Source organism: Chryseobacterium oleae, from assembly GCF_900115055.1.
In the GTDB taxonomy this organism is placed as follows: Bacteria; Bacteroidota; Bacteroidia; order Flavobacteriales; family Weeksellaceae; genus Chryseobacterium; species Chryseobacterium oleae.
This window is the reverse complement of the sequence record NZ_FOVD01000004.1, coordinates 305,374-332,328: the sequence shown is the minus strand read 5'-3', so window position 1 is coordinate 332,328 and position 26,955 is coordinate 305,374. Positions and strand designations below refer to the sequence as shown.

Sequence of the window (26,955 nt, the reverse complement as noted above, 5' to 3'; positions counted from 1 at the left end):
CACTCACGTCTGTTCCTCTTCCTTACTCATAAAAAAACCTGAACTTCAAATGAAGTTCAGGCCTCTCAATAGGAATAAGCTATGTTTTATTCTTTAGTAAATTTAAATTCTCTTTCGCCCTGTTTAAAAGCAATTTCTTTTTTGTCCTTGCTGAACACCATCGTCATATCTGCTTCTTCAAATGTAAACTGATTATTTCCTGTGTATTCCAGAGGAAATTCCGGCTGACTTCCTGCTTTAGCGTAAAGCTGACCGTTCTTATCGGTAAACACCAATTTGATAGGGACGCCTTTAGCCGCATAAGTTCCTGTAAAATCTTTTGCATTGATCTTTTCAACAGGTTTCGCCTGTGCGGAAGTCCATGTATTGTTTTTTGCATTCACATCAGGAATCATAGAATCTGGATCCAGCATCACCTCATCAATTTCTTTGGTTGAATTCAGTTTGAGCAGCCATTCCGTATTACGTTTCCAAACTTCAACCGGGATTTTCATGATCTGTTTTGTCCCGTCTTTGAATTTCACCTGAACCGTCGTTGGCATCGGTAGCTGGCCAAGGTTTTCAACAATGATCTGAGCTCCGTTTTTAAAGTCGCCATTCACATATTTCACATCTTTTACAGACTGATCGATTTTCCATTTATTGATGAACCATCCTCTCCAGAACCAATTCAGTTCTTCTCCTGCAACATTTTCCATCGTATGGAAGAAGTCCCATGGTGTAGGATGTTTGAAAGCCCATCTGTCGATATACGTTTTGAAAGCTTTGTCAAATTTTTCAGGACCCAAAATGGTTTCTCTTAAAATCTGCAGCCCCATTCCCGGCTTGTAGTACGCCAAAGATCCGATGTTTCTTTCCTTCATATTATCAGGACCCACCATGATTGGTTCAAGATTATCCCCCATCATAAAACCTCCGGCTCTGGCAATATTTTTCTTGCTGTAGTATTCTCCATTGTTAAAAGCCTTTGTGGATAACTCGTTGATAAAGGTATTGAAGCCTTCATCCATCCAGGCAAACAGTCTTTCATTAGAACCTACGATCATTGGGAACCAGTTGTGCCCAAACTCATGATCCGTAACTCCCCAAAGGTCTTCACCCGCAGAATCCATATGACAGAATACAATTCCCGGATATTCCATTCCACCTTCATTTCCTGCTACATTGGTCGCTGCCGGATAAGTGTATTCGTACCATTTCTGAGAATAATGCTCAATGGCTGCCTTTGTATATTCTGTAGATCTTCCCCACGCTTTTTCGCCTGCACTTTCTGCCGGATAAGCCGATATAGCTACAGATTTTTTACCGCTTGGAAGGTTTATTTTTGCAGCATCCAGAATAAATGCCGGTGATGAAGCCCATGCAAAATCACGGGTCTGGTCTATTTTAAATTTCCATGTTTTGGTCCCGGAAGCCTGGTTTTTCCCGATCTCAGATTCCGGACGGATCATTACTGTTTTATCACTGTTTCTTGCCTGCTCCCAACGGTTATTTTCTTCTTTGCTATACACTTCTTTAGAGTTCAAAAGCTCTCCGGATGCCACCACATAATGGTTAGCAGGCACTGTAATATTAGCAGAAATATGCCCGTATTCCAGATAAAACTCTGATGCTCCAACGTAAGGAAGCGTGTTCCAGCCCATCACATCATCATATACACACATTCTTGGATACCATTGGGCAACGGTAAATACTTTTCCGTTTTTCGTTTTCTGAACGCCCATTCTATCGGATCCATATTCAGGAGAAATAAAGGAATATTCGATTTTAATCTTAGCAACACCGCCTTTAGATTTCAGTTCTTTTGGAAGATCAATCTGCATTCTGGTATCCGTAATCGTGTATTTTACGTCTTTACCATCCAGCTTTACCGATTTAATTTTATAACCGCCTTCCAGTTCTTCACCGTGAGCTCCGTTTCTGCTTCCTGATGGAGGTACAACCGCATTTCCACGGGAATCTTTTGCAAATAAATTCTGATCAAGCTGCAACCATAGGAAGCCCAGTTGGTCAGGACTGTTATTCGTGTAAGTAATATCAGCCGTTCCGGTGATTTCATTTTTCGCTTCGTTAAGGCTTACATTCAGATCATAATCTGCTGAATTCTGCCAGTACGCATGTCCCGCCTGTCCGCTTGCAGAGCGGGTTTCTGTTCCGGTCTGAGGATAAAAGAAGGGTTTGAATGCCTCTACATAACTGTATTTTGGTGTTTCCTGTGCTAAAGCAGATCCTGAAAAAAGGAATAGGGCCGCTGCTGCCACAAGGCCTGGAAGTTTATAATTCATTGGGTTTAATTTATACTATTTCTATGATAAGTTATAAAAAAACCCGGAATCGTTACAAGTCCGGGCTATTTTTATAAAAAAATTAATGAATTGAAGTTCTAATGTGAGTTTGAGAGTCAGAGTGTTTGAGTGTTTGAGAGATGCACATTTGAGTTGGGTCTCATGTCTAAAATCTCATATTTACCCAAAAATATCATTTACTTACGAGGTAAAACTGACGATTAACGTTTCTCTTTGGAATCTCAATATCTTCCCTCTTCCAGCTTCAGACTTCTTGCCTTCTTCAACTAAAAATATTTTAATTTGTTTTCTTCGCTTTGATCATTGCTTCCAATGCATCCCACATTTCTTTTGGAATATCTTCAAGCATATTGAATTCGCCAGCTCCCTGAAGCCACTCGCCACCGTCTATAGTTACAACTTCTCCATTCATATAAGCAGAATAATCTGAAACCAGATAAGCCGCCAGATTCGCAAGTTCCTGATGTTCTCCCACTCTTCTCAAAGGAACTTTTTTCCTCATGTCAAATTTCTCCTGAAGATCTCCAGGAAGCAGTCTGTCCCAAGCTCCTTTCGTAGGAAAAGGTCCCGGTGCAATTGCATTGAAACGGATTCCGTATTTGGCCCACTCTACAGCCAAAGATCTGGTCATAGCCAGAACACCGGCTTTTGCACAGGCTGAAGGAACTACATAAGCAGATCCTGTCCAGGCATAAGTGGTTACAATATTTAAAACAGTTCCCGGACTTTTAGAATCGATCCAGTGTTTTCCGATAGAAAGGGTACAGTTTTTTGTTCCTTTTAAAACAATATCCAAAATAGAATCAAAAGCTGAATGCGTCAGTCTCTCTGTAGGCGAGATAAAGTTTCCGGCCGCATTGTTTAAGAGAATATCAATTCTTCCGAATTCTTTCAATGTCGCTTCCTTCATCGCTTCCACCTCATCCCAGTTTCTCACGTCACAGGCAACACACAGAACTTTTCCTCCGGTTTCCTCTTCCAGTTCTTTTGCAGTCCCTTGTAGTTTTTCCAGATTACGGGAAGTGATCACCACTTTTGCTCCCAGTTCCAGAAAATATTTGGTCATTGCTTTTCCCAGGCCGCTTCCGCCTCCCGTTACAATAGCAACTTTATCCTGTAATGCACCTTCGCGCAACATTGGCTGTGTATATAAATTCATATGATCTTATTTTTTCCTAAAAATACTAAATATTGAATTCATGCCCTTTAAAATAATGGGATAAATAATAATGTTATAAATAGTGATTCTCTTTTCCAGAGATAAAAACAATACCAGCGTTATAGAACTTGAGATAAAAATAAATTTCAAGCTGGAAAAAGTGAACAGATGCAAAATGGCTAAATAACATTGTACGTGTATTTTTTTAACGCAAAGTTTTACATTAACTACGGATATTCTAAGGGTTGCAAAGATGAATCGATCTTTGATCGATTTGATTAAGCGAATGGTTTATCCGTGTCAAGGTTTAAAACCTTGACACGGATTCCAAATGCAGTTTCTAAAAATAAAAAACAACCCTGTAACGAATTACAAGGTTGCTGGATTTATTATGATTGTCTGTTATAAAAACGGATTAGGCTACCACTACTCCTTTGAATGAAAGAGTTTTAGGTGTTTTGCTTTCGCTTGTCGTAACATTCACTGTTTTCATGAATGCTCCTGCTGCTGCCGCATTATAGCTCGCTTCTACAAATCCTTTTTTCCCAGGAAGAATAGGAGTTTTAGTGTAGTCTGCCGTTGTACATCCACAAGATGGAGCTACATTTTCAATAACGATTGGCTTTGAAGAGGTATTTGTAAATTCGAATCTGATTGTTTTTGGTTTTCCCTGAGGAATGTTTCCTACGTCTATAGATTCTGATTTCCATTTAATGGCATCTGCAATTGTTCTTACGATAGAAGCTGTTTCACCTGGAAATACGTTCGCATAAAACGGAGAAAAAGCAAGCACTGCTAAAAGCGCTGAGATTTGTAATTTTTTCATGAGTATATATTTAATAGTTAATAAAAAATCAAAGGAATCTGTTATTATCTTTTGATATAGCAAATATAGAGCAGATAAATCATCCAACTTGTTAATCACTATCAAACATTTGTTAACGAGTTGTTAATGATCAAAGATAAATAGATATTTTTGGATAATATTGCTTCAGGAAATGAAAATCAAAAAACTCAATATTATTATAACGCTGGGATTCATTGCTATTATTGGGATTTTAATAGCACAGCTTCTCTGGACCCGGCAGGCTTATAATCTTGAAGATAAAAAATTCAACCAGAAAGTAAATATTGCGTTAATGGAAGTGGCGGAAAAATTATCCGGCGGAAAAACTTCTTTCACTGAAAATCCGGTACAGATTATTGCCAACGATTATTATGTAGTTAATACCAATAATGAATTTCACCCCGTGGTTCTGGAACACTATCTGAAAACAGAATTCACCCGTTTCCAGGTGAACACAGATTATGTATATGCCTTATATAACTGTCACAGCGATAAAATGGTGTATGGAAAGTATATGTCGAAAAACCAGGAAAGTCCCAGTGATAAGGTGATTAATTTTCCAAAGCATAAAAATCTGATCTATTATTTTTCGATCCGTTTTCCCGATAAAACCACTTATCTGATCAGCTCATTAAGATTTTGGTATGTACTTACTTTTGCCCTTATTATCATTCTTCTGGTTTATGTTTATTCTATTTACACGATTATTCAGCAAAAAAAATTCTCGGAACTGCAGCGTGACTTCATCAATAATATGACCCACGAGTTTAAAACGCCTCTTTCTTCTATCCTCTTGGCTTCAGAATCGCTCAACAAGCAGAATATCGTGCAGGAAAATCCAAAACTACAAACCTACACGTCCATCATTATCAATCAAAGCTACAAGCTCAATAATCATATTGAAAAAATACTGAATATCGCTAAAAATGATACATCCGGACTGTCGTTAAAACCTCAGAAAATCATACTGCTTCCGTTTATTCAGGAAATTGCTGATACTATCCAGCAGAACAATGAAAATATGACGATCGATATAGACATCGAAAACAGTTTCTCCGTGATGGCAGATGAATTTCACTTTACGAACATCATTTACAATATTTTGGACAATTCCGTAAAGTACTGCGAAAAACATCCTCAGATCACCATTTCATCCTATAAAGATTCAAAAGGTTTATATTTAAAGTTTAAAGACAACGGAATGGGAATCCCTGCTAAAAATATTCCTCATATTTTTGACAAATTTTACAGGGTGAATACCAGAAAGAGCGAGGAAGTCAATGGCTTTGGATTGGGATTATTTTATGTAAAAAAAATCGTCCAGCAGCACAATTGGAAAATTTCAGTTGAAAATAATGCTGATAGAGGAATTACCACAACGCTCTTTTTCCCGTCTTAAATTTAATCATGTGTACGTATGGAGAAATCTAAAATTTTATATGCAGAAGATGACGAAACGATAGCCTTCCTGATTCAGGACAGCCTGGAAAGTTACTATGACATCAACTGTTACCCGGATGGAAAATCTGCACTTGATGCATTCAACAGCCAGAATTTTGATATCTGCCTGTTGGATATTATGATGCCGGGACTTAACGGATTTGAACTGGCAGAACATATCCGTAATCAAAATTCAGACATTCCTATTATTTTCATTTCTGCAAAAACCTTAAAAGAAGACAGGATCAAAGGCCTGAAAATCGGAGCCGATGATTATCTGGTAAAACCCTTCAGCATCGAAGAACTGATCCTTAAAATTGAAGTTTTCCTTAAACGCACCAAGAAATCCAATCCATCCCCGGCACAATATAAAGTCGGGAAATATGATTTTGACCCCAAGAATTACACACTACAGGATCCGGAAAACAGCATCACACTTACCCAAAGAGAATCCGAACTGCTTCTATATTTTATACGCCACAAGAATATTGTTGTTAAAAGACAGGACATTCTGAAAGCGATCTGGGGAGACGATGACTATTTTATGGGACGAAGTCTGGATGTATTTATTTCCCGCCTGCGAAAAGTACTTGCGGATGAGCAGACTATTTTAATTGAAAATCTGCACGGAATAGGCTTTCGCTTTTCTGAAAAAAAATAAAGTTACGCGGTACAGGTTTTTTTGTGAGTTATGAGTTTTGAATTATGAGTAATGAGTTTAGGATAAAAGGTACGGAATTTGGGATTTGAAAGTATGGGGATCACCTGCAAAACTTGGAAGAGATAAGTTTTTTTTTCACGCAAAGCTTCATCTTGTTAATGTTTAGTTTTGAGGAAGGCAAAGACTTTGACAGCTCTCGGTATAAAACATCCGCTTAATCGAATCAATGAAATTGATTCCTCTCTTTGCTCTCCTCGTACTGTACGGTATTAGAATAGAACTTTGCGTAAAAAACTTATCTCTTGCTCAGGGTTTAAAATTGATCCAGTATATGGACGTAAAAATAGTTTCTGGTTTGAACCACGAAACCCACATCCCGAAACGTTATCAGGTACTAAGATTCATAAAAAAAGTCTGATGTCTGAAATCTAAAACAAATGTCTTATCCCGAACTCCGGTTAAATTTGGATACGATTGTTTCTAAATTACAATATTCTTTGATTTTTAATTAATTTTAAACTTTGAAAATGAATCCTTAATGAAAAATCACGGAACAACTGTTTTTCTATTCCTTTTATTTTTTGGTTTACACCTTAAAGCCCAAAAATTTGAAAGATTAATACAATACGTCAATCCATTAATCGGGACCGAAAAAATGGGACACACCTATCCCGGAGCCACCGTTCCTTTCGGAGCCGTACAGCTGAGCCCGGAAACGGATACGATTTCTTATGAACTCAATGGCAAATACAACGGCGAGGTTTATAAATACTGTGCAGGTTACCGCTATGAAGACAAAACAATCGTAGGCTTCAGCTCTACGCACTTCAGCGGAACAGGACATTCTGACCTTGGAGATTTCCTCATTATGCCGACAGTGGGTAAACTACAACTGAACCCGGGAACCGCAGCAAATCCTGAAAATGGCTACAGAAGCAGATTCTCCCATGAAAATGAAAAAGCAGAAGCCGGATATTATAAAGTCAAACTTGATGATCACAATATTCTCGCAGAACTGACGGCTTCCACAAGAACCGGAGTTCACCGTTATACCTTTCCAAAATCTGATCAGGCCCATATTATCTTAGATCTTACGGCAGGAATTTATAATTATGAAGGTAAAAACGTATGGACCTACGTTCGGGTAGAAAACGACGGAACAGTGACCGGTTATCGACAGACCAATGGCTGGGCAAGAACCAGAACTGTTTATTTCGCAATGAAATTCTCAAAACCTTTTAAATCTTACGGACAGAAAAATTTTGACGGACCTCAGGTGTACAGAGGATTCTGGAGAAAATTTGATCAGAATAAAAACTTCCCGGAGATCGCCGGCAAAAACCTGAAAATGTATTTTGATTTCGATACCCAGGAAAACGAAGCCGTTGAAGTGAAACTGGCCATTTCTCCGGTAAGCCAGACCAATGCCCTGGAAAATCTTGAAAAAGAAACAGGCAGTCTATCTTTTGATCAGATTAAAGCAAAAGCCCAGGAAAACTGGAATAAAGAACTGAATAAAATTGTCATCAAAGGTTCTGAGACCGAAAAAACGAATTTCTATACCGCGATGTATCATACTTTCATCAGTCCTACCACGTATATGGACATCAATGGAGAATATAAAGGTTTGGATCAGAATATCCACAAAGCGGAAGGTTTTACCAATTATACAACGTTCTCTATCTGGGATACGTATCGTGCCCTCCACCCATTCTTTAATATCATCCAGCCAAAACGCAATAATGATATGGTCAAATCGATGATGGCCCATTATGATCAGTTTTCCATGAAAATGCTTCCGATATGGTCTCATTATGCCAACGACAACTGGTGTATGAGCGGTTATCACAGCGTAAGTGTAGCTGCTGATGCCGTGATCAAAGGAAATTACAACGGTGATCCTAAAGAAGTATTAAAAGCCTGCATCGCAACGGCCAACAAAAGAGATTATGAAGGCATCGGATATTATATCGACATGGGCTATATCCCAGCTGAGAAAAATGGAACTTCAGTTTCCAATACATTGGAATATGCTTATGACGACTGGGCGATTGCTCAGCTGGCCAAACATTTAGGCGAAACAGAAATCTACAATCAGTTTATTAAACGTTCTGAAAACTGGAAAAATAATTTTGACCCTAAAGCCGGATTTATGCGTCCCAGATTAGCAGACGGAAGTTTCAAAAAAGATTTTGATGTTCTAAGCACCCACGGACAGGGTTTCATCGAAGGAAATTCCTGGAACTACAGCTTTTTTGTCCCACAAAATCCTGATGGTTTAATGCAGATGATGGGCGGAAAGAAAAAATTTGCTTCAAAATTGGATGAACTTTTCACCATGCATCTTCCCGATGAATTTTTCGCCGATACAGAAGATATTACCCGAGAAGGAATTATCGGAGGTTATGTTCACGGAAACGAACCGGCTCACCATGTTGCTTACTTCTACAACTGGGCAGGACAGCCATGGAAAACCCAGGCTCAGATCCGCCGCATTTTAGAAATGCAGTACAAAGCAACACCGGACGGTCTTGGAGGAAATGACGATGCAGGACAAATGAGTGCCTGGTATATTTTAAGCTCGCTTGGATTTTATCCGGTAGCTCCGGGTTCTGAAGATTATTCCATTGGAAGTCCGGCCGTAGATCATGCGGTTTTGAATCTTGAAAACGGAAAAACATTTGAAATTGAAGCCATCAATCAAAGTCCGAAGAATGTGTATGTGGAAAAAATACTTCTGAATGGAAAGGAGATTAAGAATTTTACTCTAAAACATTCTGAGATTACAGCGGGTGGAAAACTTACTTTTTATATGAGTGCGAAGGCGAAGAAATAGATTTTTACAGCTCAAACACAAATACCACAAATGATTGATACGAATATCCACAATCATCTGTGCACATCTGAGAAATCTGTGGTCAAAAAAATATTACTAACCACAAAAGTGGCAAAAAGTTCTGAACACTTAAGTTATTTTAAGTCGAATACTTGTCGAATAAGAAGATCACATAAGTTTTAAAAAATCATAGATTTTTATACTGATGAATGCCATTTATTGAACCGACGAAAAATTCCCCTCCTTTGGGGCGTTGGCGAAAATTCAAAGAATTTTTGACGGGGTGGTTTTAGCATCCGGAATTATAAAAACAAAAAGGGCAAATAGTTGTATTTGCCCTTTTATTATTTTGATTTTAATCTTACTATTCTCTTACTTCAAAAAGAAGTCTCTCCCCGAATTTTTCTTCTGCGATATTTCCATTATCATAAACCAAATGTCCATTAACAAAAGTCTGGGTTACTTTAGAATGTAAATTCATTCCTTCCAGAGGGCTCCAGCCACATTTATACAGAAGATTATCTTTAGCTACTGTCCAGTCTGCATTCACATCAACCAAAACAAGATCCGCCTTGTAGCCTTCTCTCACAAAACCTCTTTTCTCAACCCTGAAAAGGATGGCCGGATTGTGACACATTTTTTCAACGATCTTCTCCAAAGAAATTTTTCCTTGATGATAATTCTCCAGCATCACAGGTAATGAATGTTGTACCAAAGGAGCACCGGAAGGGCATTTTGTATACACATTCTGCTTTTCTTCAGCAGTATGCGGCGCATGGTCTGTTGCGATTACATCAATCCTGTCGTCCAGAAGCGCTTCCCAAAGGGCATCTTTGTCTTTCTGAGTTTTTACAGCCGGATTCCATTTGATCAGAGAACCTTTGGTTTCATAGTCGTCATTGGTAAATGTCAGGTGATGAACACAAACTTCAGCAGTAATTTTTTTATCTTTTAATGGAATATCATTTCTGAAAAGCTCCATTTCCTTAGCGGTTGAAAGGTGAAAAACGTGAAGTCTCGCTCCTGTTTTCTCTGCCAGTTCAATGGCTTTTGAAGATGATTTATAACAAGCTTCTTCACTTCTGATCAGGTGATGAAACTTCACAGGAATGTCCTCTCCGTATTCGTCAAGGTAGGTCTGCGTATTGGCTCTGATTGTAGCTTCATCTTCACAGTGAACAGCAATCAGCATTTTTGTGCTGCTGAAAATATTCTCCAGCGTTTCCGGATTGTCAACCAGCATATTTCCCGTAGAAGAGCCTAAAAATAATTTAATTCCCGGAACATTTCTCGGATTGGTCTTTAAAACTTCTTCAAGATTATCATTGGTTCCGCCCATCATAAAACCGTAGTTGGCATATGCTTTCTGAGAACCTATCTCGTATTTATCAGCCAGTAGTTCCTGGGTAACTGCATTGGGAACAGTATTCGGTTGATCGATGAAACTTGTAATTCCACCCGCGATGGCTGCTCTCGATTCTGTTTCAATATCTCCTTTATGCGTCAGTCCCGGGTCTCTGAAATGCACCTGATCATCTATGACACCAGGCAGAAGATATTTTCCGGAACCGTCAATGATCTGATCTGCCTCTTCTGAAATTGAGGAATCTATTCTGGAGATCAGGTCATTTTCTATTAAGACATCGCTTTCGAAGATCTTACCTTCGTTCACGATCTTTACATTTTTAATTAGGGTCTTCATTTTTACTTTAGAAATTAGATGTTAGATATTAGAAGCCAGAGAAAGCTTTGTGTTAAAAATCATGAGTGAAGCATAAAAATCCGCTCACTAACTTCTAACATCTAGTTTCTAACTTCTATTAAAAAAAGCAAAATTAAGGTTTATGAATGAATTTTAATGTCGCCGAATATAAATCAATTTCTAAATATTTACATTTGCATAAAATTTTCGAGTTTGTATAAGAAGTTATTCGGTCAGACCGCCGTGTATGGGCTTAGTTCAGTATTAGTCCGTATTTTCCCGTTCATCATTGCACCTATCGTGACAAAGGCTTTCGGGCCCGCGGCTTCATCTCCCTTTGTAGACTGGTATTCCATCGCAGGAGTCATTACAGTTCTCCTTACCCATGGGATGGAAACCTCTTTTTTCAGGTTTGCACAGGAAGAAAGTATTGATAAAAAAACATTGATTTCAACATGTTCGGTAAGTATTATCAGCATTGCCCTAATCTATCTTGGCTTAGGCTATGTCTTCAGAAACGAACTCGCCATAGCTTTTGAAACGCCTGACCAGGTTAATTATCTTGTCATCTTTTTATTCATCCTTTCTCTGGATGCATTTTCTACCATTCCTTCGGCTATATTAAGGTTGCAGGGGAAGCCTTTCAAGTATATGTTTTCCAAGGTGGCAGGATCTGTTGTTTACTTTCTATTAGTCATATTCTTTATCAGGTGGCTTCCAAAACATCCGGAAGGAATTTTTGGTTTAAAATATGATCCTCAATTGGGGGTTGGTTATGTATTCATCGCCAACTTAGTGCAGAGTATCATTACATTACTGATTGTAGGAAAAGAATTTTTCAGCTTCAGTATTTCCAAATTTGATTTTAAATTATGGAAAAGAATCATGAATTATTCATGGCCGGTAATGATTGCAGGATTGGCCGGAATCGTTAACCAGACCCTTGACAGACAGTTTTTGAAATATCTCCTTCCTCCGGATGAAGCACGCCATCAGATCGGAGTATACGGAGCGGTTTATAAAATCGCGACTTTTATCACGGTTTTCCGACAGGCTTATCAGCTGGGTATAGAACCGTATTTCTTTTCAAGTTTTAAAAATAAAGATTCACATAAAACGTACGCTGTGTTGATGGATGTTTTTGTCATCTGCAGCTGTATTATTTATATGGGACTGATGGTGAATCTTCAGTGGATCTCAGAAAAATACCTGAGCAACCCGCTCTATTATGAAGGGATTGAAATCATCCCGTTTGTGATGCTGGGAGCTCTGTTCCTGGGAATCTATCTTAATCTTTCCATCTGGTATAAATTATCTGACCAAACCAGAGTCGGTTTATATATTTCAGTGATTGGTGCATGCATTACCGTTTTCATCAACTTCTTCTTTATCCCGGAATATGGATACTGGGCAAGTGCCATGGCCGCGCTGATCACCTTTATGTCGATGATGGTCATTTCATACGTCTGGGGGCAGAAACAGTACCCGATTCATTACAATACCGGAAAAATTGCACTCTATCTGGTCTTTACCATTACGTGTTCTCTGGTATCCTTCTATTTTTTCAGAACCAATTACTTTGTAGGAAATTTATTTTTACTTCTTTTCATTGGCCTCGTAGCCTATAAAGAGAAGGCTATTGTATCCAAAATACTAAAAAAGTCTTAGGAGATGGCCTCTAATTTGATACTATTGAGTTCTTTAAAAAAAATTAAACAGCAGTTGGCAAAGATGATAAATATTACGATCAGCAATGATTTAAATTATTACCTTTAGCCTGATCAAAATAAAAACTAACAAATAAAAACATTGTCATATAGTCTATGAAAATAATTGTTCCTATGGCTGGACGCGGTTCCAGATTACGTCCACATACTCTGACCGTTCCAAAACCTCTTATTCCGATTGCAGGAAAACCTATCGTACAGAGACTGGTAGAAGATATTGCTAAAGTAGCAGGTGAAAAAATTGAAGAAGTAGCATTTATCATTGGAGATTTCGGACCGGAGATTGAAAAATCTCTCCTTCAGATAGCCGAAAAACTGGGAGCAAAAGGCAGCATCTATTATCAGAACGATCCGCTTGGTACCGCACACGCTATCAAATGTGCTGAAGACTCTATGCAGGGAGATGTGGTGATTGCTTTTGCAGATACCCTTTTCCGCGCAGATTTCCAGCTGGATAAAAATTCAGATGGAGTAATCTGGGTGAAAAGTGTAGAAGATCCGTCTGCTTTCGGAGTGGTAAAATTAGATAACTATGGTTTCATTACAGACTTCGTGGAAAAACCACAAACCTTTGTATCGGACCTTGCCATCATCGGGATTTATTATTTCAACAGTGCTGAAAAACTGATGAATGAAATCAACTATATTATGGACAATAATATAAAAAACGGTGGGGAATATCAGCTGACAACTGCTCTGGAAAACCTTAGAGCAAAAGGGGCAAAATTCACTCTAGGAAAAGTAAACGACTGGATGGATTGCGGAAACAAAAATGCTACCGTAGAAACCAACAGTAAAATCCTTGCGTACGAGATAGAAGAAATGAATAATTATCCGGCATCAGCGGTGATCGAAAATTCATTGATTATCCAGCCGTGTTTTATCGGTGAAAACGTAAAGATTTCCAATTCAAAGGTAGGTCCCGGCGTTTCATTAGGAAACAATACGATCATCGTGAATTCCAATATCGAAAACTCTCTGATCCAGGAAAACACAAGGATCAACCACGGAAACCTTTCCAACTCTATGATTGGAAATTCTGCACAATACTTCGGAGTGGCCAGAGAAATCTCATTAGGTGACTATTCGGTTTTAGATTTTTTGTCTAAATAAGATCAGAAATAATTAATATAAAACAAGATACCTCCAGACCACACAACATTTTTTGTGTGGTTTGGCGTTAATATTGCAGCGTTTTTTCTTTAATTGAAAGATAAATACATGAAAAACTGGATCCCGATACTTTTACTACTTCTTACCCTTTCATCCTGTAAAACAAGAAATGCAGCCAAAAACAACGGCAAAGCGCAGGACAGCACCGTTGTTGTTACAGATGACAACCGTAATCCTAAAGATGCCAACGAGCCGGTAAGAGATAAGCTTACATTCTATGAGCATGTGGTGGTTCCTTTGAAATTTGATCAGGTTAAGATCAACAGTAAAGTGAATGTGGAAACCGGAAGCTTTATTCCAACCCTGGATGCGGTGATCTATATTGAAAACGATAAAAAGGTATGGATGAACCTTCAGGCGCTATTTTTTAATGTAGCCAAAGGGATCGCAACCCCTGAAGGAATTAAAGGCCAGGATAAAACAAGTAAAACATACATCGATTCCGATTTTGATTATCTGAATAAACTGCTTAATGTCAATTTCATCGATTACAAATCGCTGGAAAAAATACTGATGGGCAGAACTTTTGTCAAGATCAGCGATTCTCAGTTTACCCTGACCCAAAACGCACAGGGCTTTAAAATGGTCTCCAACGCTAATCAAAAAATTACGACGGAAGAGAAAACCAGAGAGTATAAAATTGTGCTTAACTATGATACGAATTATGATCTGCTAAGCGTGAATTTAAAGGATGTTTTATCTACAGACGAACTGGAAATCTCTTACAGTAACTGGAATGAATACGATGGAATCCGCCTTCCAAAAAATGTTAAAATAATTATAAAAGGCTCAAAATCTAGTCAGATTTTACTGGAAAACACGAAATTTGACTTTTCGAGGATGGAAACACCTTATTCTGTACCATCCAGTTATAAGAAAATTGAGATTAAATGATTAAAAAATTTAGCTTTTTAATAGGTATTCTACTGTTCGGCCTGCATCAGGGACAGCAGAACAAGGAACAGCTTCAGAAACAGAATGCCGATCTTAAAAAACAAATTGTACAGATAAATACAGATCTGGCTAAAACCAGAACCGAATCTAAACTTTCAGTGGCCTATCTTACCAACGTTAATAAAAAACTGACGTTGAGAGAAAAAGTATATACCAATACGCAGAAAGAAAAAAGATTCATTGAAGACGAGATCTATCTGCGTCAGCTGGAAATCAACCGTCAGAACAAAGAACTGGTTGTTTTGAGAAAGAACTATGCTGAGGTTTTGGTTAACGCTTACAAAAACAAAGGGGTACAGAACAAAGTAACCTTTATCCTTTCGTCCAAAAATCTGGGTGAAGCCATAAGAAGGGTTCAATACCTGAAACAGTACGCTGACTATCAGGATAAAAAAGCTGCAGAGATTAGCAACGCAGCTGCTCAGATCAAAAAATCAATCGCACAGAAACAAAGTTCCGCAAGGGAAAAAGATAATCTACTGGTTAACCAGCAGAAAGATCTGGCTACCATCAACGCTGAAAGAGCTCAGAAAGAGCAATTGCTAGCGGATTTCAAAAAAAACGAAGCTAAACTTACAGTAGAACTGAAGCAGAAGCAGGTTCAGTCTAAAACTTTGGAAGGACAGATCAGAGCTATCATCGCAGAAGAAATCAGAATAGCAAAGGCGGAAGAAGAAGCCAGGAGAAAAGCCGAGGCCGAAAAAATCCGTATGGCTAAACTGATTGCAGAAAGAGAAAAAGCCAGAATTGAAGCTGAGGCTAAAGCCAGAGCTGAAGCCCTGGAAAGAGAAAGAAAGCTGGCAGAAATAGAAGCTAAAAAAGCCGCTGATCTTGCTGCAAAAAGAGCTGAAGAGGAAAGAAAACGCAATGAAGAGGCTGCAAGAGCTGAATCCAGTGCAAAAGATGAAGCCAGAAGAGTAGCAGCGAAAAAGGCATCTGATGAAGCTAATGCAAGAGCAAAAGAAGCTACAGATAAACTTGTTGCTGCAAGAGCTGCTGAAGCTGCACTGAACAAGAAAAAAGAAGAAGAGAAAAAAGCCGCTGAAACAAAAGCAATGACCAGCTACGGAGTAACAACCTCTACCGGTAGCAGTTTTGCGGACAGCAGAGGAAAATTAGGATATCCTGCGGACAGAGCCGGACAGGTAACCCACCGATTTGGAAGACAACCACACCCGGTTTTCAAAAATATTGTTGAAGATAATACAGGAATCAAAATTGCCGTACCTTCCGGAACACGCGCAAAATCCGTATACCCGGGAACAGTCTCTTCTGTATTGGCAAACAGCGACGGAACAAAAACCGTTATGGTAAAACACGGAAGCTATTTCACGATCTATTCTAACCTTGGAAACGTAAGTGTATCCAAAGGACAGCAGGTTTCCTCCGGTACTCCGGTAGGTACGGTAGCTCAGGATTTCGATGGTTCTTATACCCTTGATTTCCAAGTATGGAACGGAAATACACCAGTTGACCCATTAGGTTGGATTTCGTATTAAAAAAAGCTTTAACTTTGCAAAAATCTTAAGAGATGAATACACTAACAATACTAGCCTTATCTTGGCAGCACATCCTTATCGTAGCGATACTTTTGGTATTGCTTTTTGGAGGAAAGAAAATTCCGGAATTAATGAGAGGAGTTGGTTCAGGAATCAAAGAATTTAAAGATGCGGTGAAGGAAGAAGACAAACCAGGTTCCGACAAAACCTCTTCTACCAACAACAATAATAATACTCCCAGCAACTAAAATTCCTCAGAATTAATGAATTTTACCGAGACTGCATGGAAAGTCTTCAATCAATCTATTGAAGACTATCACGTGTCCGATGACGTTAACGCTCTAATTAATAACCCGTTCGAAAAAGACAGTTTGGAACGGATTTTGTATGCAAAGAACTGGATTGATACCGTTCAATGGCATTTAGAAGATATTATTAGAGATGAAAATATTGATCCCGCTGAAGCTCTTCAATTGAAGAGAACGATAGATGCATCTAACCAGAAAAGAACAGATCTGGTAGAATTTATCGACAGCTGGTTCCTTACTAAGTTTGAAAATATAACTCCTAGACCTGATGCAAAAATCAATACTGAAACACCCGCTTGGGCTGTAGACAGGCTATCAATTCTTGCATTAAAGGTTTATCATATGTCGTTAGAGGCCAATAGAGAATCCGCTTCTGAAGAGCACCGTGCTAACTGCCAGGCTAAACTGGATGTACTGCTTACTCAGAAAGAAGACCTATCAACCTCTATAGATCAGTTGCTTACTGATATTGAATCCGGTAATATTAAGATGAAGGTATACAAACAAATGAAAATGTATAACGATGACAGTCTTAATCCGATCCTTTATCAAAAGGGGCAACAGAAATGAGAAAACTGATTTTTTTTGGAGTACTACTAATTATAACTTCCTGCGCAACGGAGAAGCTTAACCTTTCCCCGTTGTCTAATAATTTTTACAGCGAAACTAAAGGTTCTGATTCCGACAGAGGGGCAAAGAAAGGTTTTGATATCAATATCAAAGAAAATGTAAATGCTTCTGAAATTTCAAATCTGATTTCAACTTTTCCAAAGTTTAAGAATAACGGTTTAAATGAAGAAGTCACAAGCTTGAAATACAGCCTGCAGAATTATTTATATGCCATAGATGCCAACAACTCTAACGGAAAAAACAGGGCCGTTAAAAGCTTCGAAAAATCATACAAGAAAATTCAAAAACTCAGACAGCAGCTTGATAAAGATGATGATGAAGTTCTCAACAGATACCTGGTACGTCTAAAAACCAATATTTCTGTCATAGAAGATTCTTTAAAAGGAAATTAAAAACGAACCACTATTAATGATTAAAATTCAGGCAGAAGCTAATGTTCCTACAGAACACGGCTCTTTCCGAATGATCGCTTTCTCCGAAAACGAAAACGACTGGATGCCACACATGGCCATCGTTGCAGAAAATACAGATTTTTCAAAACCGGTGAACGTACGTTTCCACTCAGAATGCATTACCGGAGAAGTTTTCCATTCAAAAAAATGTGAATGCGGGCAGCAACTGGATGCCGCAATGAAATATACCCACGAGCACGGAGGCATTATTGTTTACCTTCGTCAGGAAGGAAGAAATATCGGGATTATCAATAAGCTGAAAGCTTATTCACTTCAGGAAAAAGGGCTTGACACAGTACAGGCTAACCTTCAACTGGGGCTCCCTGCTGATGACAGAAAATTCGGTGTTGCTATCGATATTCTGAACCTGCTGGATGTAAAAGACATTAATCTTTTAACCAATAATCCGGAAAAGGTAAAATATGTAGTAGACAGCAACATTCATCTCAATTCAAGGATCCCTTTACAGATTCCTGCCAATGAGATGAGCAAAGGCTATCTGCAGACAAAAAAAGATTTCTTCGGTCATTTACTCGATGATAATGACAATTAGATAAAACATAAAAGCTCCGGAAGAAATTCTGGAGCTTTTTATTTTGATTATCCACATCCGATTATAAAGGAGTAGGGAAAAATTTCACAGACCAGTTTCCCCTAAAATGATACTGTTTCCATGTCCCGGATTTGGTTTTTAAACTTCCGGTGAGAACAAAACCTTTTGGAGAAACAGAAGAATTTATAACACCACTTTCATTGGGCTGAAGGCTTGCGGAATATACTTCCTCCACCTTATTATTTACAGTTCTTGTTACCTCCATGCTTCCACTTTTTGAAACATTCAGGATCAAAGTTCCATTCAATTCACCTGAATAGGTTCCCACCCATTTTCCCATATAGGGAGAAACATAATTTTCATCTGGATTATTATCGTCAGTCTCCCTGCATGAAGACAATATGAGTAAAGGAGCAATAAGTAAAAATTTAAAATAACATTTCTTTATCATGGTTTGATTATTCATAGTTTGAAAGTAAAATTAATCTTTTTTATTTCTACGTAAAGAAAAGTTGTACAGAATGAAATAAAAAAGCTTCAGGATTACTCCCGAAGCTCTTAATAATTATAAAAAACTGAAAAGATATTTCTTAATTAGTTAACCTTGGTAGTCTTTACCTTAGTTTCATCAAGGTTGTAGTATTTTACCACAGCATTATAATCACTGTAATCTACACTTGCATTTTTGCTTGATTGTGCAGGAACAAGTACTAATCTGAATCTCTGATTATTTAAATAATCTGTAGTTTCAGCTGGTGTCATTTGTGTTCCAAGATCAAAATTCTGATCATCGATTCTGATTTGTACATTCTGAGAATCGAAAACGAAATTATAATCAAATACTCTGTTTGTCGGTAAAGTCCCTGAATTTGGTAAATAAACAGATTTAGGAATCTGCTGCCATGCATTACCTGCCGCTCTATACACTAAAACCACATCTGTCTGGTTGATATTGATTCCCTGTGTAAACGCATATCCGTTTGCATTGGTGAATGATCCTGTAATATCTCTCATTCTTGAATATGTGTCGCTATCTGAATCATCTTTATTATCACAGCTGAAAATAAATAATGATACAAATGCCAGGAATAGAAAAGGAAGAATTTTTTTCATTTTTAGAAAAGTTTAGTTATTATTTATAAAGCGTATTCAAATCATATACCAAAAATTGCAAAAACTTTGTTTTCATCATTTTTTTAATTGTATTTTTGTTCTTATTCAAAAGATCATGAAGAAATTACTATATACTTCCCTCTTTATTTTTTCTTTAATAAGCTTTACAGCCAAAGCTCAATACCAGCCTAAAAACATTTCCAAAGAAGACCTGAAAAAAGCTCATCACTGGGTAGATAAAACCTACAGATCGCTTTCACAGGACGAAAAACTGGGTCAGCTGTTTATTGTAGCGCTTTATACCAATAAAGGAGAAGACTATATTAACCAGATCAGAAACATCGTCGTTAATGATAAAATCGGAGGACTGATCTTAATGCAGGATGACGCAACCAGAGAAATTACTCTGGTGAACGAATTCCAGCAGAAATCAAAAGTTCCGATGATGATTGGGATGGATGCAGAATGGGGAATTTTTCAGAGAATTGCTACTGCACACAAATTTCCATGGGCGATGACCCTTGGTGCTATACAGGATAAAAGCCTTATTTATCAGATGTCCGCCAAAATAGCGGAAGACTGCCACAGAATGGGGATCAACTGGGATTTCGCACCGGTAGTGGATGTAAATACCAATCCAAACAACCCTATCATCGGGAACAGAAGTTTCGGTTCAGAAGTGGATAATGTGATCAGTTCTGCTTTATCTTATTCCAACGGACTTCAGGACAATACGATCCTTGCAGCCATCAAACATTTTCCGGGACATGGAGATACGAGTACAGACTCTCACCTTGATTTGCCGGTAGTTTCACATAGTTTAGAAAGATTAAATACCGTAGAACTGGCTCCTTTTAAAGCTTTGATGGATAAAGGAATCGGTGGCGTAATGGTAGCTCATTTATATGTTCCGAGTCTTGAATCCGGAAAAGGAATTCCTGCCTCGGTTTCTAAAAACATCATCACAGGGGTATTAAAAGATCAGTTAGGATATAAAGGTTTAATTATCACAGATGCCCTAAATATGGGTGCTGTAGCCAACAAATATAAGCCGGGCGAACTGGATGCACTTGCGTTTAAAGCAGGAAATGATATCATGCTTTTCTCACAGGGTGTTTCAGAAGGCAAAAAATTAATTCAGAAAGGAATTGAAAAAGGTGAAATTTCTCAATCAAGAGTTGAAGAAAGTGTAAAAAAGATTTTACTGACAAAATATTTCCTGGGTCTTACGCAATACACCCCGAAAAATCCTGAAAATATCAATAACGACCTGAATAACGACTCTCACAAAACTTTGGTGCAAAATCTTTATGCCAATGCTTTGACCCTGTTAAAAGATGACCAGAAACTTCTTCCGATCACCGGAAAGCAAACCTATTATGTTCCTTTGGAAGAAGCTCCTTATCAGACTTTCGCGAACCAACTAGGATCTAATGTGACCACGAAAAAAGCCAACGAAATCAATACCATCCCTGCAGGTTCTACCGTAATTGTAGGATTTCACAAGGATAATTCTACAGCATACAAACCTTATAAAATTTCGGCAGAATCAAAGAAAGTTCTTGCTGATCTTACCAAAAACCAGAATGTTATTTTAAATGTATTCGGAAGCGCGTACGCTTTAAAAGATATTGACATTTCAAAAGTATCTACCGTCCTTGTTTCTTATGAAAACAATGACGACTCTATGACCGCTGCAGCCGCTGCGCTGAACGGAAAAACAAAAATATGGGGCAAACTGCCCGTACTGGTGAACGACCAGCTGAAAGCAGGAATGGGAATCGAAAAGGCTCCTTCTGCTTCGAATGTGAACACCACAGTTTTTACAACATCAAAACAACAATAATCTAATGAAAATAGGCATACTTTGCTATCCGACCTATGGAGGAAGCGGAATCGTAGCAACAGAACTTGGAATGTCTCTTGCCAACAAAGGCTATGAGGTTCACTTTATAAGTTCTGCGCTCCCTGCGAGACTGGACATTACCAACCCGAACATTTTCTTTCACCGAGTGAATGTACAGACTTATCCGCTTTTCCAGTATCAGCCTTATGATATTGCATTAAGCTCCATGATTTACCGCGTTGTGAATCTATATAAACTGGATCTGCTGCACGCCCATTATGCCATTCCATATGCATATGCTGCATTTACGGCTAAACAGATGCTGAAGGAAGACAATAACGATATTCCACTTGTGACTACACTTCACGGAACAGATATTACCTTAGTTGGACAACATCCAAGTTATAAACATGCTGTAGAATTTTCAATCAACCAGTCAGATGCCATCACATCGGTTTCTGAAAGTCTGAAAAAGGATACCCTGCAGTTTTTCAATATCAAGAAACAGATCCAGGTGATTACCAATTTTATTGATAATTCTGAATTTGACGACTGTACGGAATGCCAACGAACACAGTTTGCAAACCCGGATGAGAAAATCCTGATCCACGTTTCAAACCTTCGTCCTGTAAAGCGTGTAGAAGAAGTATTGCAGATCTTCAAGAGTGTTGAGAAAAAGGTAAAATCTAAACTGATCATCATCGGTGAAGGGCCGGATATGGAAAAAGTAAACCAGTTTCTGGAAGAAAATCCTGAGCTTATCTCAAAAATACGTTTGTTAGGAAAAGTAAATGATCTGTATAAAATCTTACAGCTTTCGGATGTATTTTTACTTCCTTCAGAACAGGAAAGTTTCGGTCTGGCAGCACTTGAAGCGATGGCAGCTTACACGCCGGTGATCAGCTCCAATGCAGGAGGAATTCCTGAAGTGAATATCCAGGGAGAAACAGGATTCTTAGCTGAAATTGGAAATGTAGAAGCGATGAGCAACTATACGATCAAGCTTTTAAGCAATGAAGAGCTTTTAACCACCATGAAACAAAACGCTAAGGACCAGGCTATCAAATTTGATCTGAAAAACATTCTTCCTATTTATGAAGAAATGTACAGAACCACTATAGAAAATTTCAAGAAGGAGCTGACTAAAGCTTAATTCCAGCAAACAGACAAAATGTAATCTCTATTCCCGCAGGCCAGATATGGAACTGACAGACAATACGAAAGGATTTAAAGATGAGTTTTCTATCATCCGCCTTGACGGGAATATGGGTTATAATCACCAACCACAACGAACTGCCGTTAACCGGATCTATATTTATCAGAATGGTATAGGATCTGTAACCATCGACAAAACCTCTCTTCATCTCGAAAAATATCAGGTTCTCCTTATCGCTAAGGGACAGATTTTTTTATTCTCCGAAGATTCTTCACTGGCTGGTTATGAAATTACTTTTACGGATGCATTCTGGGAAAAAGCCCCTGAAAGTGCTAGCAACTGCAAATCTGTCCTGTTTAATCTGAATGCAGACAACCAGGGACTGGCAGCGGAAAAGAATGATCTTGAAGAACTTTTCTCTATATCATCCATGTTGAACAGGGAGTTCCAGACTGAAAACTACATCAATAAAACAGATGCTCTGGCAGCTTATCTAAAGATCATCATGATCAAGACCGCCAATATTAATTTTTCTCTGCAGGAGCGGTACAACAATTCCGACAGAAAAATCTACACGCATTTCCTGGAGCTCGTTTCACAAAATTATCAGAAGACCCGCGAAGTTTCAGCTTACGCAGGATTTCTGAATATAACCCATAAGCAGCTTTCCGGTATCTGCCATAAACAGGGTGGCAATCCTCCAAAGAAAATAATTGCAGGCATGATCATCAATGAAGCCAAAAGAATGCTGTATTTCTCTGCATCACCTGTCAAAGAGATTGCTTCCGTCCTTAATTTCTCCTCAACGGAACAGTTCAGTCATTTTTTCAAAAAACAGACTTCTTTATCACCTCAGACTTATCGGAATTTAGGTCAGTTTTGACATGTGAAGGGAAAAAACTGATATTATCCGCGCGCTTCGATTGATTTAATTTTGTAAAAAAAGTTATGACAGCAAAGTTAAAATCAGCCGCAGGCATCATAATCCCCGACAGCACCATTGCAGAACAGGCAAGAGAACTTCTTTTGGAGCACGGCAATGAATTTTTATACAATCACTCGATGAGGGTGTTCCTTTTTTCATCTTTAAATGCTAAACGAAAAGAAATTTCCTATGATTCTGAATTATTGTATGTTTCCTCTCTATTTCATGACCTTGGTTTAACCGCACATTACAGCAGTCCTGATCTCAGATTTGAAGTAGACGGAGCGAATGCAGCCAGAGATTTTCTTAAAGGGCACGGACTTCCCGAAAAAAGCCTTCAGCTTGTATGGGATACCATTGCCCTGCATACCACGATAGGAATTGCCGAACATAAAGAAGCAGAAGTTGCCCTGATGTATTCCGGTGTAGGACTGGATGTGATGGGTGAAGGATATGAGCATCTGTCTGAAGCAGACCGTGAAGAAATCGTTGGTTTTTTCCCAAGAACAGATTTTAAGAAAAAAATTATTCCTGCGTTTTTCTCAGGCTTTGAGCATAAAACTGAAACAACATTTGGAAATATTAAAGCTGACGTATGCGCTTTTATGATTCCGAATTTTCAAAGAAAAAATTTCTGTGACTGTATTCTGCATTCGCCTTGGGCGGAGTAGATTGGGTTTGGAGAAGTTATGACTTATGAATTATAAGTGATGTGATCTGGGTCCCGGAGTTGGAAAATTTTAAAAATTCACCATTCACTTGCGAGGCAAAATTGACCATTTATATTTCTAATCTCAGCCTTATAGTGATACATTACATTTAGACTCGATACCTTCCGTCACTGTATGGAGGGTATTTTTTTTAATCTAATATTGTGGATATACCCTATTCTAAGTATAATCATTTACTCTTATTTTAATTAACAACAAAAATAAATAAACAACTAAAAATCAAACAATTAAAATAAAAAATATTAACGTTTTTTCGATAGAAAGGACATGGTCACCTAACAATTATTAACAACAAAAATGTAATAATTTCTGCCTTATTTTTTAAATTTATAAAACTATTGCTATAGTCCCCATCATCAATTTAACACCAGTTACTATGGATTGTACGGATTGAACTTAAAAATTTGATTTCAGGAACATTTAATTTTTAATCTGTTTAAAATAATTATAACCAGCATTCTACTTTGCAGCATGATCAAAGAACAATTTTTAATCGTCCTTTTTTTTTTATTCTTTGGGAAGCACTCATCTCAAAATATTAATCTGGCATTAGGAAAAACTGTCACTTCTTCTTCTATAGAGAATCCAATATACCCTAACTCCAATCTGACTGATGGTAATTTCATTACATCCGCAAAAACAGCTTCTGCTCTAAGTCCACCTAATGCTGAATGGTTTCTTATAGATCTCGGAACTGATTATTTCATTCAAAATATCACCTTAGGCACTGTGGTACCAGATAATGGGCTATCCAGGAGATTTATGATTATTACCTATCCCGGAAATCTTCAAAATTTGGGAAATAATCCGCGAACTTATATTTCCGCAACCAATATAAGCCCACAATATAACAGATTTATTTATACCTCCAGGCCGCCGAGCTTTGATTTTGGAGAAACCGCAACTAATCCCAATATCCCGGGAAATGCAGGTCAAAACCTCGGTCCTGTCTTTGTTAATGGTATTTTTAATGTCAATTTAGGGATCCACAGAGCCAGATTTATCCTCATTCTGAATCTTCAGGATACCAGTCTGGAGTTTACAGAATGCCAGGTAGCGCCAGGTCCTGTCGCAGTCAGGACTTTTATCAATAATGGATTTGAACAAGGAAGTACTTTTAACAATTCCTCACTTATCCCAGAAGGTTCGGTGCCGGGCTGGAGCACTACAGAGGCCGTTAATAGCAATGAAACCACATTTTCCTTAGGGGGTAATATTGAATTCTGGAAATCAGGATTTCTGGGGGTTCAGGCTTATCAGGGAAACTATTTTATAGAGCTGAATGCCTACAGCAATTCCAAACTGGAACGCTACCCTATCTGCATTCTCCCGAATGAAGTATTTAACTGGTCACTTGCCCATAGAGGAAGAAATGGAACGGATGTCATGCGACTCGTTATAGATGATATAGATGTAGCAGAGTTTACAGATAGCAATTCTCAAACCGGAACTCATACTAAAACTATCTTACCCGGAGGTACAGAATCTTCTCTTACCATTGCCAACGATCCTACAACCACCACAGGATGGACCCGGTATTACGGCACATGGAAAAATACAACCGGGATTTCCAAACAGATTACTTTTGGATTCAGAGCAGTAAGCAGTGCTGGCGGAAGTATTTCTGCAGGAAATTTTCTTGACGACGTGAGAATATCCGGTCTGACAGCAATCATGTCCCTTGATAAATCAAACAAAAATGGCAGTGAGAATATCGCCAGTGCAAATCTCCCCAAAATTCTGATCAATGGCATTCTTACCGTCCCAAGAACCATTCAGGTTAGCATTATCGGAGGAACATCTGTGCGGGGGATAGATTATACCACAACTCCCGCTTCAGGACCTTTAAGCATTACGATTCCTGCAGGTAATTATGACGGAACAGAGGCTACAGCAGTCAGTATGGCATCTGTATTACAAATTGTTCAGGACTTTACTGCAGAAGGGGATGAGACTATTATTTTAAAGCTTGAAAATCCAGGAACCGATGATTTTCAAACTGCCGACAATTCTTCCTGTCAGGGAGCTGTACTTACTTCTACCTATACCATAACAGATCCTGTCTGTTATAAAAACCCCTTAACTACAGGTATTGCACTGCCTACCCAAATGGGAATCACCGCATTCAACAGAGCAGGAAACAGTACTTCAAACTGGCCCAAAATAAGGACAGGAGGATATCTTGTATTGGAATCTTCTACGAAAGGAATGGTCATCACCAGAACGGTTAAAGAAAATATTACAAACCCAGTGATAGGAATGATCATTTATGAAACAAATGACAATTGCATCTCGATATATACTTCATCAGGCTGGAGATGTTACAGGTCACTTGCCTGTCCGGACTAAAACCCTTTAAAATACGTTATGAAAAAAACAATATCCACATTATGCATCTTGGCAAATGTTTTTTCGAATGCTCAAATTCTGATCAATACGACATCTTCTTCATCAAACCATACCCTATCTTCACCTTCTGTATTGATAGAGTTTTCCAATAATGCGAATAAAGGACTCATCCTTCCCTGGTTAAAAGGTGATATGCCCAATCCTGTAAACGGAACTTTTATTTTTAATACCGTTATAAAAAAAATTAAAGTATACATTAACAATACCTGGATAGACTTCACCCGTGATGCATCTACTTTAAATCCTATCGATATTACCCTGCAAAACACTCCTGAAAATACCAAAGCACGTGTAATTATTGGTAATAATACTTCTCCCACTGAAGGCATTCTCGTTCTGGAAAGTTCGGATAAAGCTATGGTACTCCCTAAAATTGCCAGCCCTCATCTTAATATTGTTAATCCAGCACCCGGAATGATCGTATTTGACACTGCTAAAGAATTGCTCTGCCTGTACAATGGTACCCAATGGAGTTTTATACAGAAGGATAAAAATTAATAATCTATTATTCTTATAAAAGAAAGTCAC

23 protein-coding genes are annotated in these 26,955 nt (G+C 38.3%); 17 read left to right on the top strand and 6 right to left on the bottom strand.

Going from position 1 to position 26,955, the window contains the following annotated elements:
- Positions 1 to 86 precede the first annotated feature (86 nt).
- The 3 genes from BM143_RS15195 to BM143_RS15185 all read right to left on the bottom strand — a co-directional run bounded on the left by BM143_RS15195 (position 87) and on the right by BM143_RS15185 (position 4,291).
- Positions 87 to 2,285, bottom strand: a complete 2,199-nt coding sequence (locus BM143_RS15195; protein WP_090025280.1) for a M1 family metallopeptidase — start codon at positions 2,283 to 2,285, stop codon at positions 87 to 89.
- A 298-nt stretch (positions 2,286 to 2,583) separates the two neighbouring features.
- Positions 2,584 to 3,465: an SDR family oxidoreductase gene (locus tag BM143_RS15190; protein WP_034725829.1), complete on the bottom strand. Its 882-nt coding sequence runs from the start codon at positions 3,463 to 3,465 to the stop codon at positions 2,584 to 2,586.
- A gap of 415 nt (positions 3,466 to 3,880) precedes the next feature.
- Positions 3,881 to 4,291, bottom strand: a complete 411-nt coding sequence (locus BM143_RS15185; protein ID WP_034725831.1) for a DUF1573 domain-containing protein — start codon at positions 4,289 to 4,291, stop codon at positions 3,881 to 3,883.
- Positions 4,292 to 4,463: 172 nt separating this feature from the next.
- Here BM143_RS15185 and BM143_RS15180 point away from each other — a divergent pair, with 172 nt between their 5' ends.
- The 3 genes from BM143_RS15180 (at position 4,464) to BM143_RS15170 (ending at position 9,249) form a co-directional block, all read left to right on the top strand.
- Entirely contained in the window at positions 4,464 to 5,711 is a 1,248-nt protein-coding gene (locus tag BM143_RS15180; protein WP_090025278.1) for a sensor histidine kinase, read from the top strand.
- Positions 5,712 to 5,729: 18 nt separating this feature from the next.
- Positions 5,730 to 6,413: a response regulator transcription factor gene (locus BM143_RS15175; RefSeq protein ID WP_090025277.1), complete on the top strand. Its 684-nt coding sequence runs from the start codon at positions 5,730 to 5,732 to the stop codon at positions 6,411 to 6,413.
- Positions 6,414 to 6,951: 538 nt separating this feature from the next.
- Positions 6,952 to 9,249 (top strand): GH92 family glycosyl hydrolase, encoded by a 2,298-nt coding sequence (locus tag BM143_RS15170; RefSeq protein ID WP_090025275.1) that lies wholly within the window; start codon positions 6,952 to 6,954, stop codon positions 9,247 to 9,249.
- 364 nt (positions 9,250 to 9,613) lie between these two features.
- Here BM143_RS15170 and BM143_RS15165 read toward each other — a convergent pair whose 3' ends face one another.
- On the bottom strand, positions 9,614 to 10,951 hold the full coding sequence (locus BM143_RS15165; protein WP_090025274.1) for a dihydroorotase: 1,338 nt from the start codon (positions 10,949 to 10,951) through the stop codon (positions 9,614 to 9,616).
- A 213-nt stretch (positions 10,952 to 11,164) separates the two neighbouring features.
- On the opposite strand from BM143_RS15165, the gene BM143_RS15160 reads away from it, so the two are divergent.
- The 8 genes from BM143_RS15160 (at position 11,165) to ribA (ending at position 18,247) form a co-directional block, all read left to right on the top strand.
- Positions 11,165 to 12,619 (top strand): lipopolysaccharide biosynthesis protein, encoded by a 1,455-nt coding sequence (locus BM143_RS15160; RefSeq protein WP_090025272.1) that lies wholly within the window; start codon positions 11,165 to 11,167, stop codon positions 12,617 to 12,619.
- A 155-nt stretch (positions 12,620 to 12,774) separates the two neighbouring features.
- On the top strand, positions 12,775 to 13,791 hold the full coding sequence (locus BM143_RS15155; protein WP_090025271.1) for a sugar phosphate nucleotidyltransferase: 1,017 nt from the start codon (positions 12,775 to 12,777) through the stop codon (positions 13,789 to 13,791).
- A 108-nt stretch (positions 13,792 to 13,899) separates the two neighbouring features.
- Positions 13,900 to 14,745, top strand: coding sequence for a lipoprotein insertase outer membrane protein LolB1 (locus tag BM143_RS15150; protein ID WP_090025269.1), 846 nt, complete (start codon positions 13,900 to 13,902; stop codon positions 14,743 to 14,745).
- Positions 14,742 to 16,304: a peptidoglycan DD-metalloendopeptidase family protein gene (locus tag BM143_RS15145; protein WP_090025268.1), complete on the top strand. Its 1,563-nt coding sequence runs from the start codon at positions 14,742 to 14,744 to the stop codon at positions 16,302 to 16,304. Before BM143_RS15150 ends, BM143_RS15145 begins: the two co-directional genes overlap by 4 nt.
- Positions 16,305 to 16,336: 32 nt before the next feature.
- Positions 16,337 to 16,552, top strand: a complete 216-nt coding sequence (locus BM143_RS15140; protein ID WP_034725845.1) for a twin-arginine translocase TatA/TatE family subunit — start codon at positions 16,337 to 16,339, stop codon at positions 16,550 to 16,552.
- Positions 16,553 to 16,567: 15 nt separating this feature from the next.
- Positions 16,568 to 17,182: a DUF4254 domain-containing protein gene (locus tag BM143_RS15135; RefSeq protein WP_047454412.1), complete on the top strand. Its 615-nt coding sequence runs from the start codon at positions 16,568 to 16,570 to the stop codon at positions 17,180 to 17,182.
- Entirely contained in the window at positions 17,179 to 17,634 is a 456-nt protein-coding gene (locus tag BM143_RS15130) for a hypothetical protein (RefSeq protein WP_090025266.1), read from the top strand. The genes BM143_RS15135 and BM143_RS15130 overlap by 4 nt, the downstream gene beginning before the upstream one ends.
- Positions 17,635 to 17,650: 16 nt before the next feature.
- On the top strand, positions 17,651 to 18,247 hold the full coding sequence (ribA, locus tag BM143_RS15125; RefSeq protein ID WP_034725848.1) for a GTP cyclohydrolase II: 597 nt from the start codon (positions 17,651 to 17,653) through the stop codon (positions 18,245 to 18,247).
- Positions 18,248 to 18,308: 61 nt separating this feature from the next.
- On the opposite strand, the gene BM143_RS15120 is transcribed toward ribA, so the two are convergent.
- Both BM143_RS15120 and BM143_RS15115 read right to left on the bottom strand, forming a co-directional pair.
- Positions 18,309 to 18,698, bottom strand: coding sequence for a hypothetical protein (locus BM143_RS15120; RefSeq protein WP_139222054.1), 390 nt, complete (start codon positions 18,696 to 18,698; stop codon positions 18,309 to 18,311).
- Between the two features lie 143 nt (positions 18,699 to 18,841).
- Positions 18,842 to 19,360, bottom strand: a complete 519-nt coding sequence (locus tag BM143_RS15115; RefSeq protein WP_090025263.1) for a hypothetical protein — start codon at positions 19,358 to 19,360, stop codon at positions 18,842 to 18,844.
- 115 nt (positions 19,361 to 19,475) lie between these two features.
- Between BM143_RS15115 and BM143_RS15110 the strand changes: the two genes are divergently transcribed.
- From BM143_RS15110 to BM143_RS15085, 6 genes are all read left to right on the top strand, one after another.
- Positions 19,476 to 21,206, top strand: coding sequence for a glycoside hydrolase family 3 protein (locus BM143_RS15110; protein WP_090025261.1), 1,731 nt, complete (start codon positions 19,476 to 19,478; stop codon positions 21,204 to 21,206).
- Positions 21,207 to 21,210: 4 nt separating this feature from the next.
- Positions 21,211 to 22,359, top strand: coding sequence for an N-acetyl-alpha-D-glucosaminyl L-malate synthase BshA (gene bshA / locus BM143_RS15105; protein WP_090025259.1), 1,149 nt, complete (start codon positions 21,211 to 21,213; stop codon positions 22,357 to 22,359).
- A gap of 46 nt (positions 22,360 to 22,405) precedes the next feature.
- Entirely contained in the window at positions 22,406 to 23,245 is an 840-nt protein-coding gene (locus tag BM143_RS15100) for a helix-turn-helix domain-containing protein (RefSeq protein ID WP_090025258.1), read from the top strand.
- A 65-nt stretch (positions 23,246 to 23,310) separates the two neighbouring features.
- Positions 23,311 to 23,958 carry an HD domain-containing protein gene (locus tag BM143_RS15095; RefSeq protein WP_090025256.1) on the top strand — a complete coding sequence of 216 codons (648 nt, stop codon included), beginning with the start codon at positions 23,311 to 23,313 and terminating at the stop codon, positions 23,956 to 23,958.
- Between the two features lie 531 nt (positions 23,959 to 24,489).
- Positions 24,490 to 26,367: a hypothetical protein gene (locus BM143_RS15090; protein ID WP_090025254.1), complete on the top strand. Its 1,878-nt coding sequence runs from the start codon at positions 24,490 to 24,492 to the stop codon at positions 26,365 to 26,367.
- 18 nt (positions 26,368 to 26,385) lie between these two features.
- Positions 26,386 to 26,925: a hypothetical protein gene (locus tag BM143_RS15085; protein ID WP_090025253.1), complete on the top strand. Its 540-nt coding sequence runs from the start codon at positions 26,386 to 26,388 to the stop codon at positions 26,923 to 26,925.
- The last annotated feature ends 30 nt before the right edge of the window (positions 26,926 to 26,955 follow it).

What these genes read in the sequence shown, in the direction of transcription:
- BM143_RS15195 (WP_090025280.1), bottom strand. Translation starts at nt 2,285, where the DNA reads ATGAATTATAAACTTCCAGGCCTTGTGGCAGCAGCGGCCCTATTCCTT.
- BM143_RS15190 (WP_034725829.1), bottom strand. Translation starts at nt 3,465, where the DNA reads ATGAATTTATATACACAGCCAATGTTGCGCGAAGGTGCATTACAGGAT.
- BM143_RS15185 (WP_034725831.1), bottom strand. Translation starts at nt 4,291, where the DNA reads ATGAAAAAATTACAAATCTCAGCGCTTTTAGCAGTGCTTGCTTTTTCT.
- BM143_RS15180 (WP_090025278.1), top strand. Translation starts at nt 4,464, where the DNA reads ATGAAAATCAAAAAACTCAATATTATTATAACGCTGGGATTCATTGCT.
- BM143_RS15175 (WP_090025277.1), top strand. Translation starts at nt 5,730, where the DNA reads ATGGAGAAATCTAAAATTTTATATGCAGAAGATGACGAAACGATAGCC.
- BM143_RS15170 (WP_090025275.1), top strand. Translation starts at nt 6,952, where the DNA reads ATGAAAAATCACGGAACAACTGTTTTTCTATTCCTTTTATTTTTTGGT.
- BM143_RS15165 (WP_090025274.1), bottom strand. Translation starts at nt 10,951, where the DNA reads ATGAAGACCCTAATTAAAAATGTAAAGATCGTGAACGAAGGTAAGATC.
- BM143_RS15155 (WP_090025271.1), top strand. Translation starts at nt 12,775, where the DNA reads ATGAAAATAATTGTTCCTATGGCTGGACGCGGTTCCAGATTACGTCCA.
- BM143_RS15150 (WP_090025269.1), top strand. Translation starts at nt 13,900, where the DNA reads ATGAAAAACTGGATCCCGATACTTTTACTACTTCTTACCCTTTCATCC.
- BM143_RS15145 (WP_090025268.1), top strand. Translation starts at nt 14,742, where the DNA reads ATGATTAAAAAATTTAGCTTTTTAATAGGTATTCTACTGTTCGGCCTG.
- BM143_RS15140 (WP_034725845.1), top strand. Translation starts at nt 16,337, where the DNA reads ATGAATACACTAACAATACTAGCCTTATCTTGGCAGCACATCCTTATC.
- BM143_RS15135 (WP_047454412.1), top strand. Translation starts at nt 16,568, where the DNA reads ATGAATTTTACCGAGACTGCATGGAAAGTCTTCAATCAATCTATTGAA.
- BM143_RS15130 (WP_090025266.1), top strand. Translation starts at nt 17,179, where the DNA reads ATGAGAAAACTGATTTTTTTTGGAGTACTACTAATTATAACTTCCTGC.
- ribA (WP_034725848.1), top strand. Translation starts at nt 17,651, where the DNA reads ATGATTAAAATTCAGGCAGAAGCTAATGTTCCTACAGAACACGGCTCT.
- BM143_RS15120 (WP_139222054.1), bottom strand. Translation starts at nt 18,698, where the DNA reads ATGATAAAGAAATGTTATTTTAAATTTTTACTTATTGCTCCTTTACTC.
- BM143_RS15115 (WP_090025263.1), bottom strand. Translation starts at nt 19,360, where the DNA reads ATGAAAAAAATTCTTCCTTTTCTATTCCTGGCATTTGTATCATTATTT.
- BM143_RS15110 (WP_090025261.1), top strand. Translation starts at nt 19,476, where the DNA reads ATGAAGAAATTACTATATACTTCCCTCTTTATTTTTTCTTTAATAAGC.
- bshA (WP_090025259.1), top strand. Translation starts at nt 21,211, where the DNA reads ATGAAAATAGGCATACTTTGCTATCCGACCTATGGAGGAAGCGGAATC.
- BM143_RS15100 (WP_090025258.1), top strand. Translation starts at nt 22,406, where the DNA reads ATGGAACTGACAGACAATACGAAAGGATTTAAAGATGAGTTTTCTATC.
- BM143_RS15095 (WP_090025256.1), top strand. Translation starts at nt 23,311, where the DNA reads ATGACAGCAAAGTTAAAATCAGCCGCAGGCATCATAATCCCCGACAGC.
- BM143_RS15090 (WP_090025254.1), top strand. Translation starts at nt 24,490, where the DNA reads ATGATCAAAGAACAATTTTTAATCGTCCTTTTTTTTTTATTCTTTGGG.
- BM143_RS15085 (WP_090025253.1), top strand. Translation starts at nt 26,386, where the DNA reads ATGAAAAAAACAATATCCACATTATGCATCTTGGCAAATGTTTTTTCG.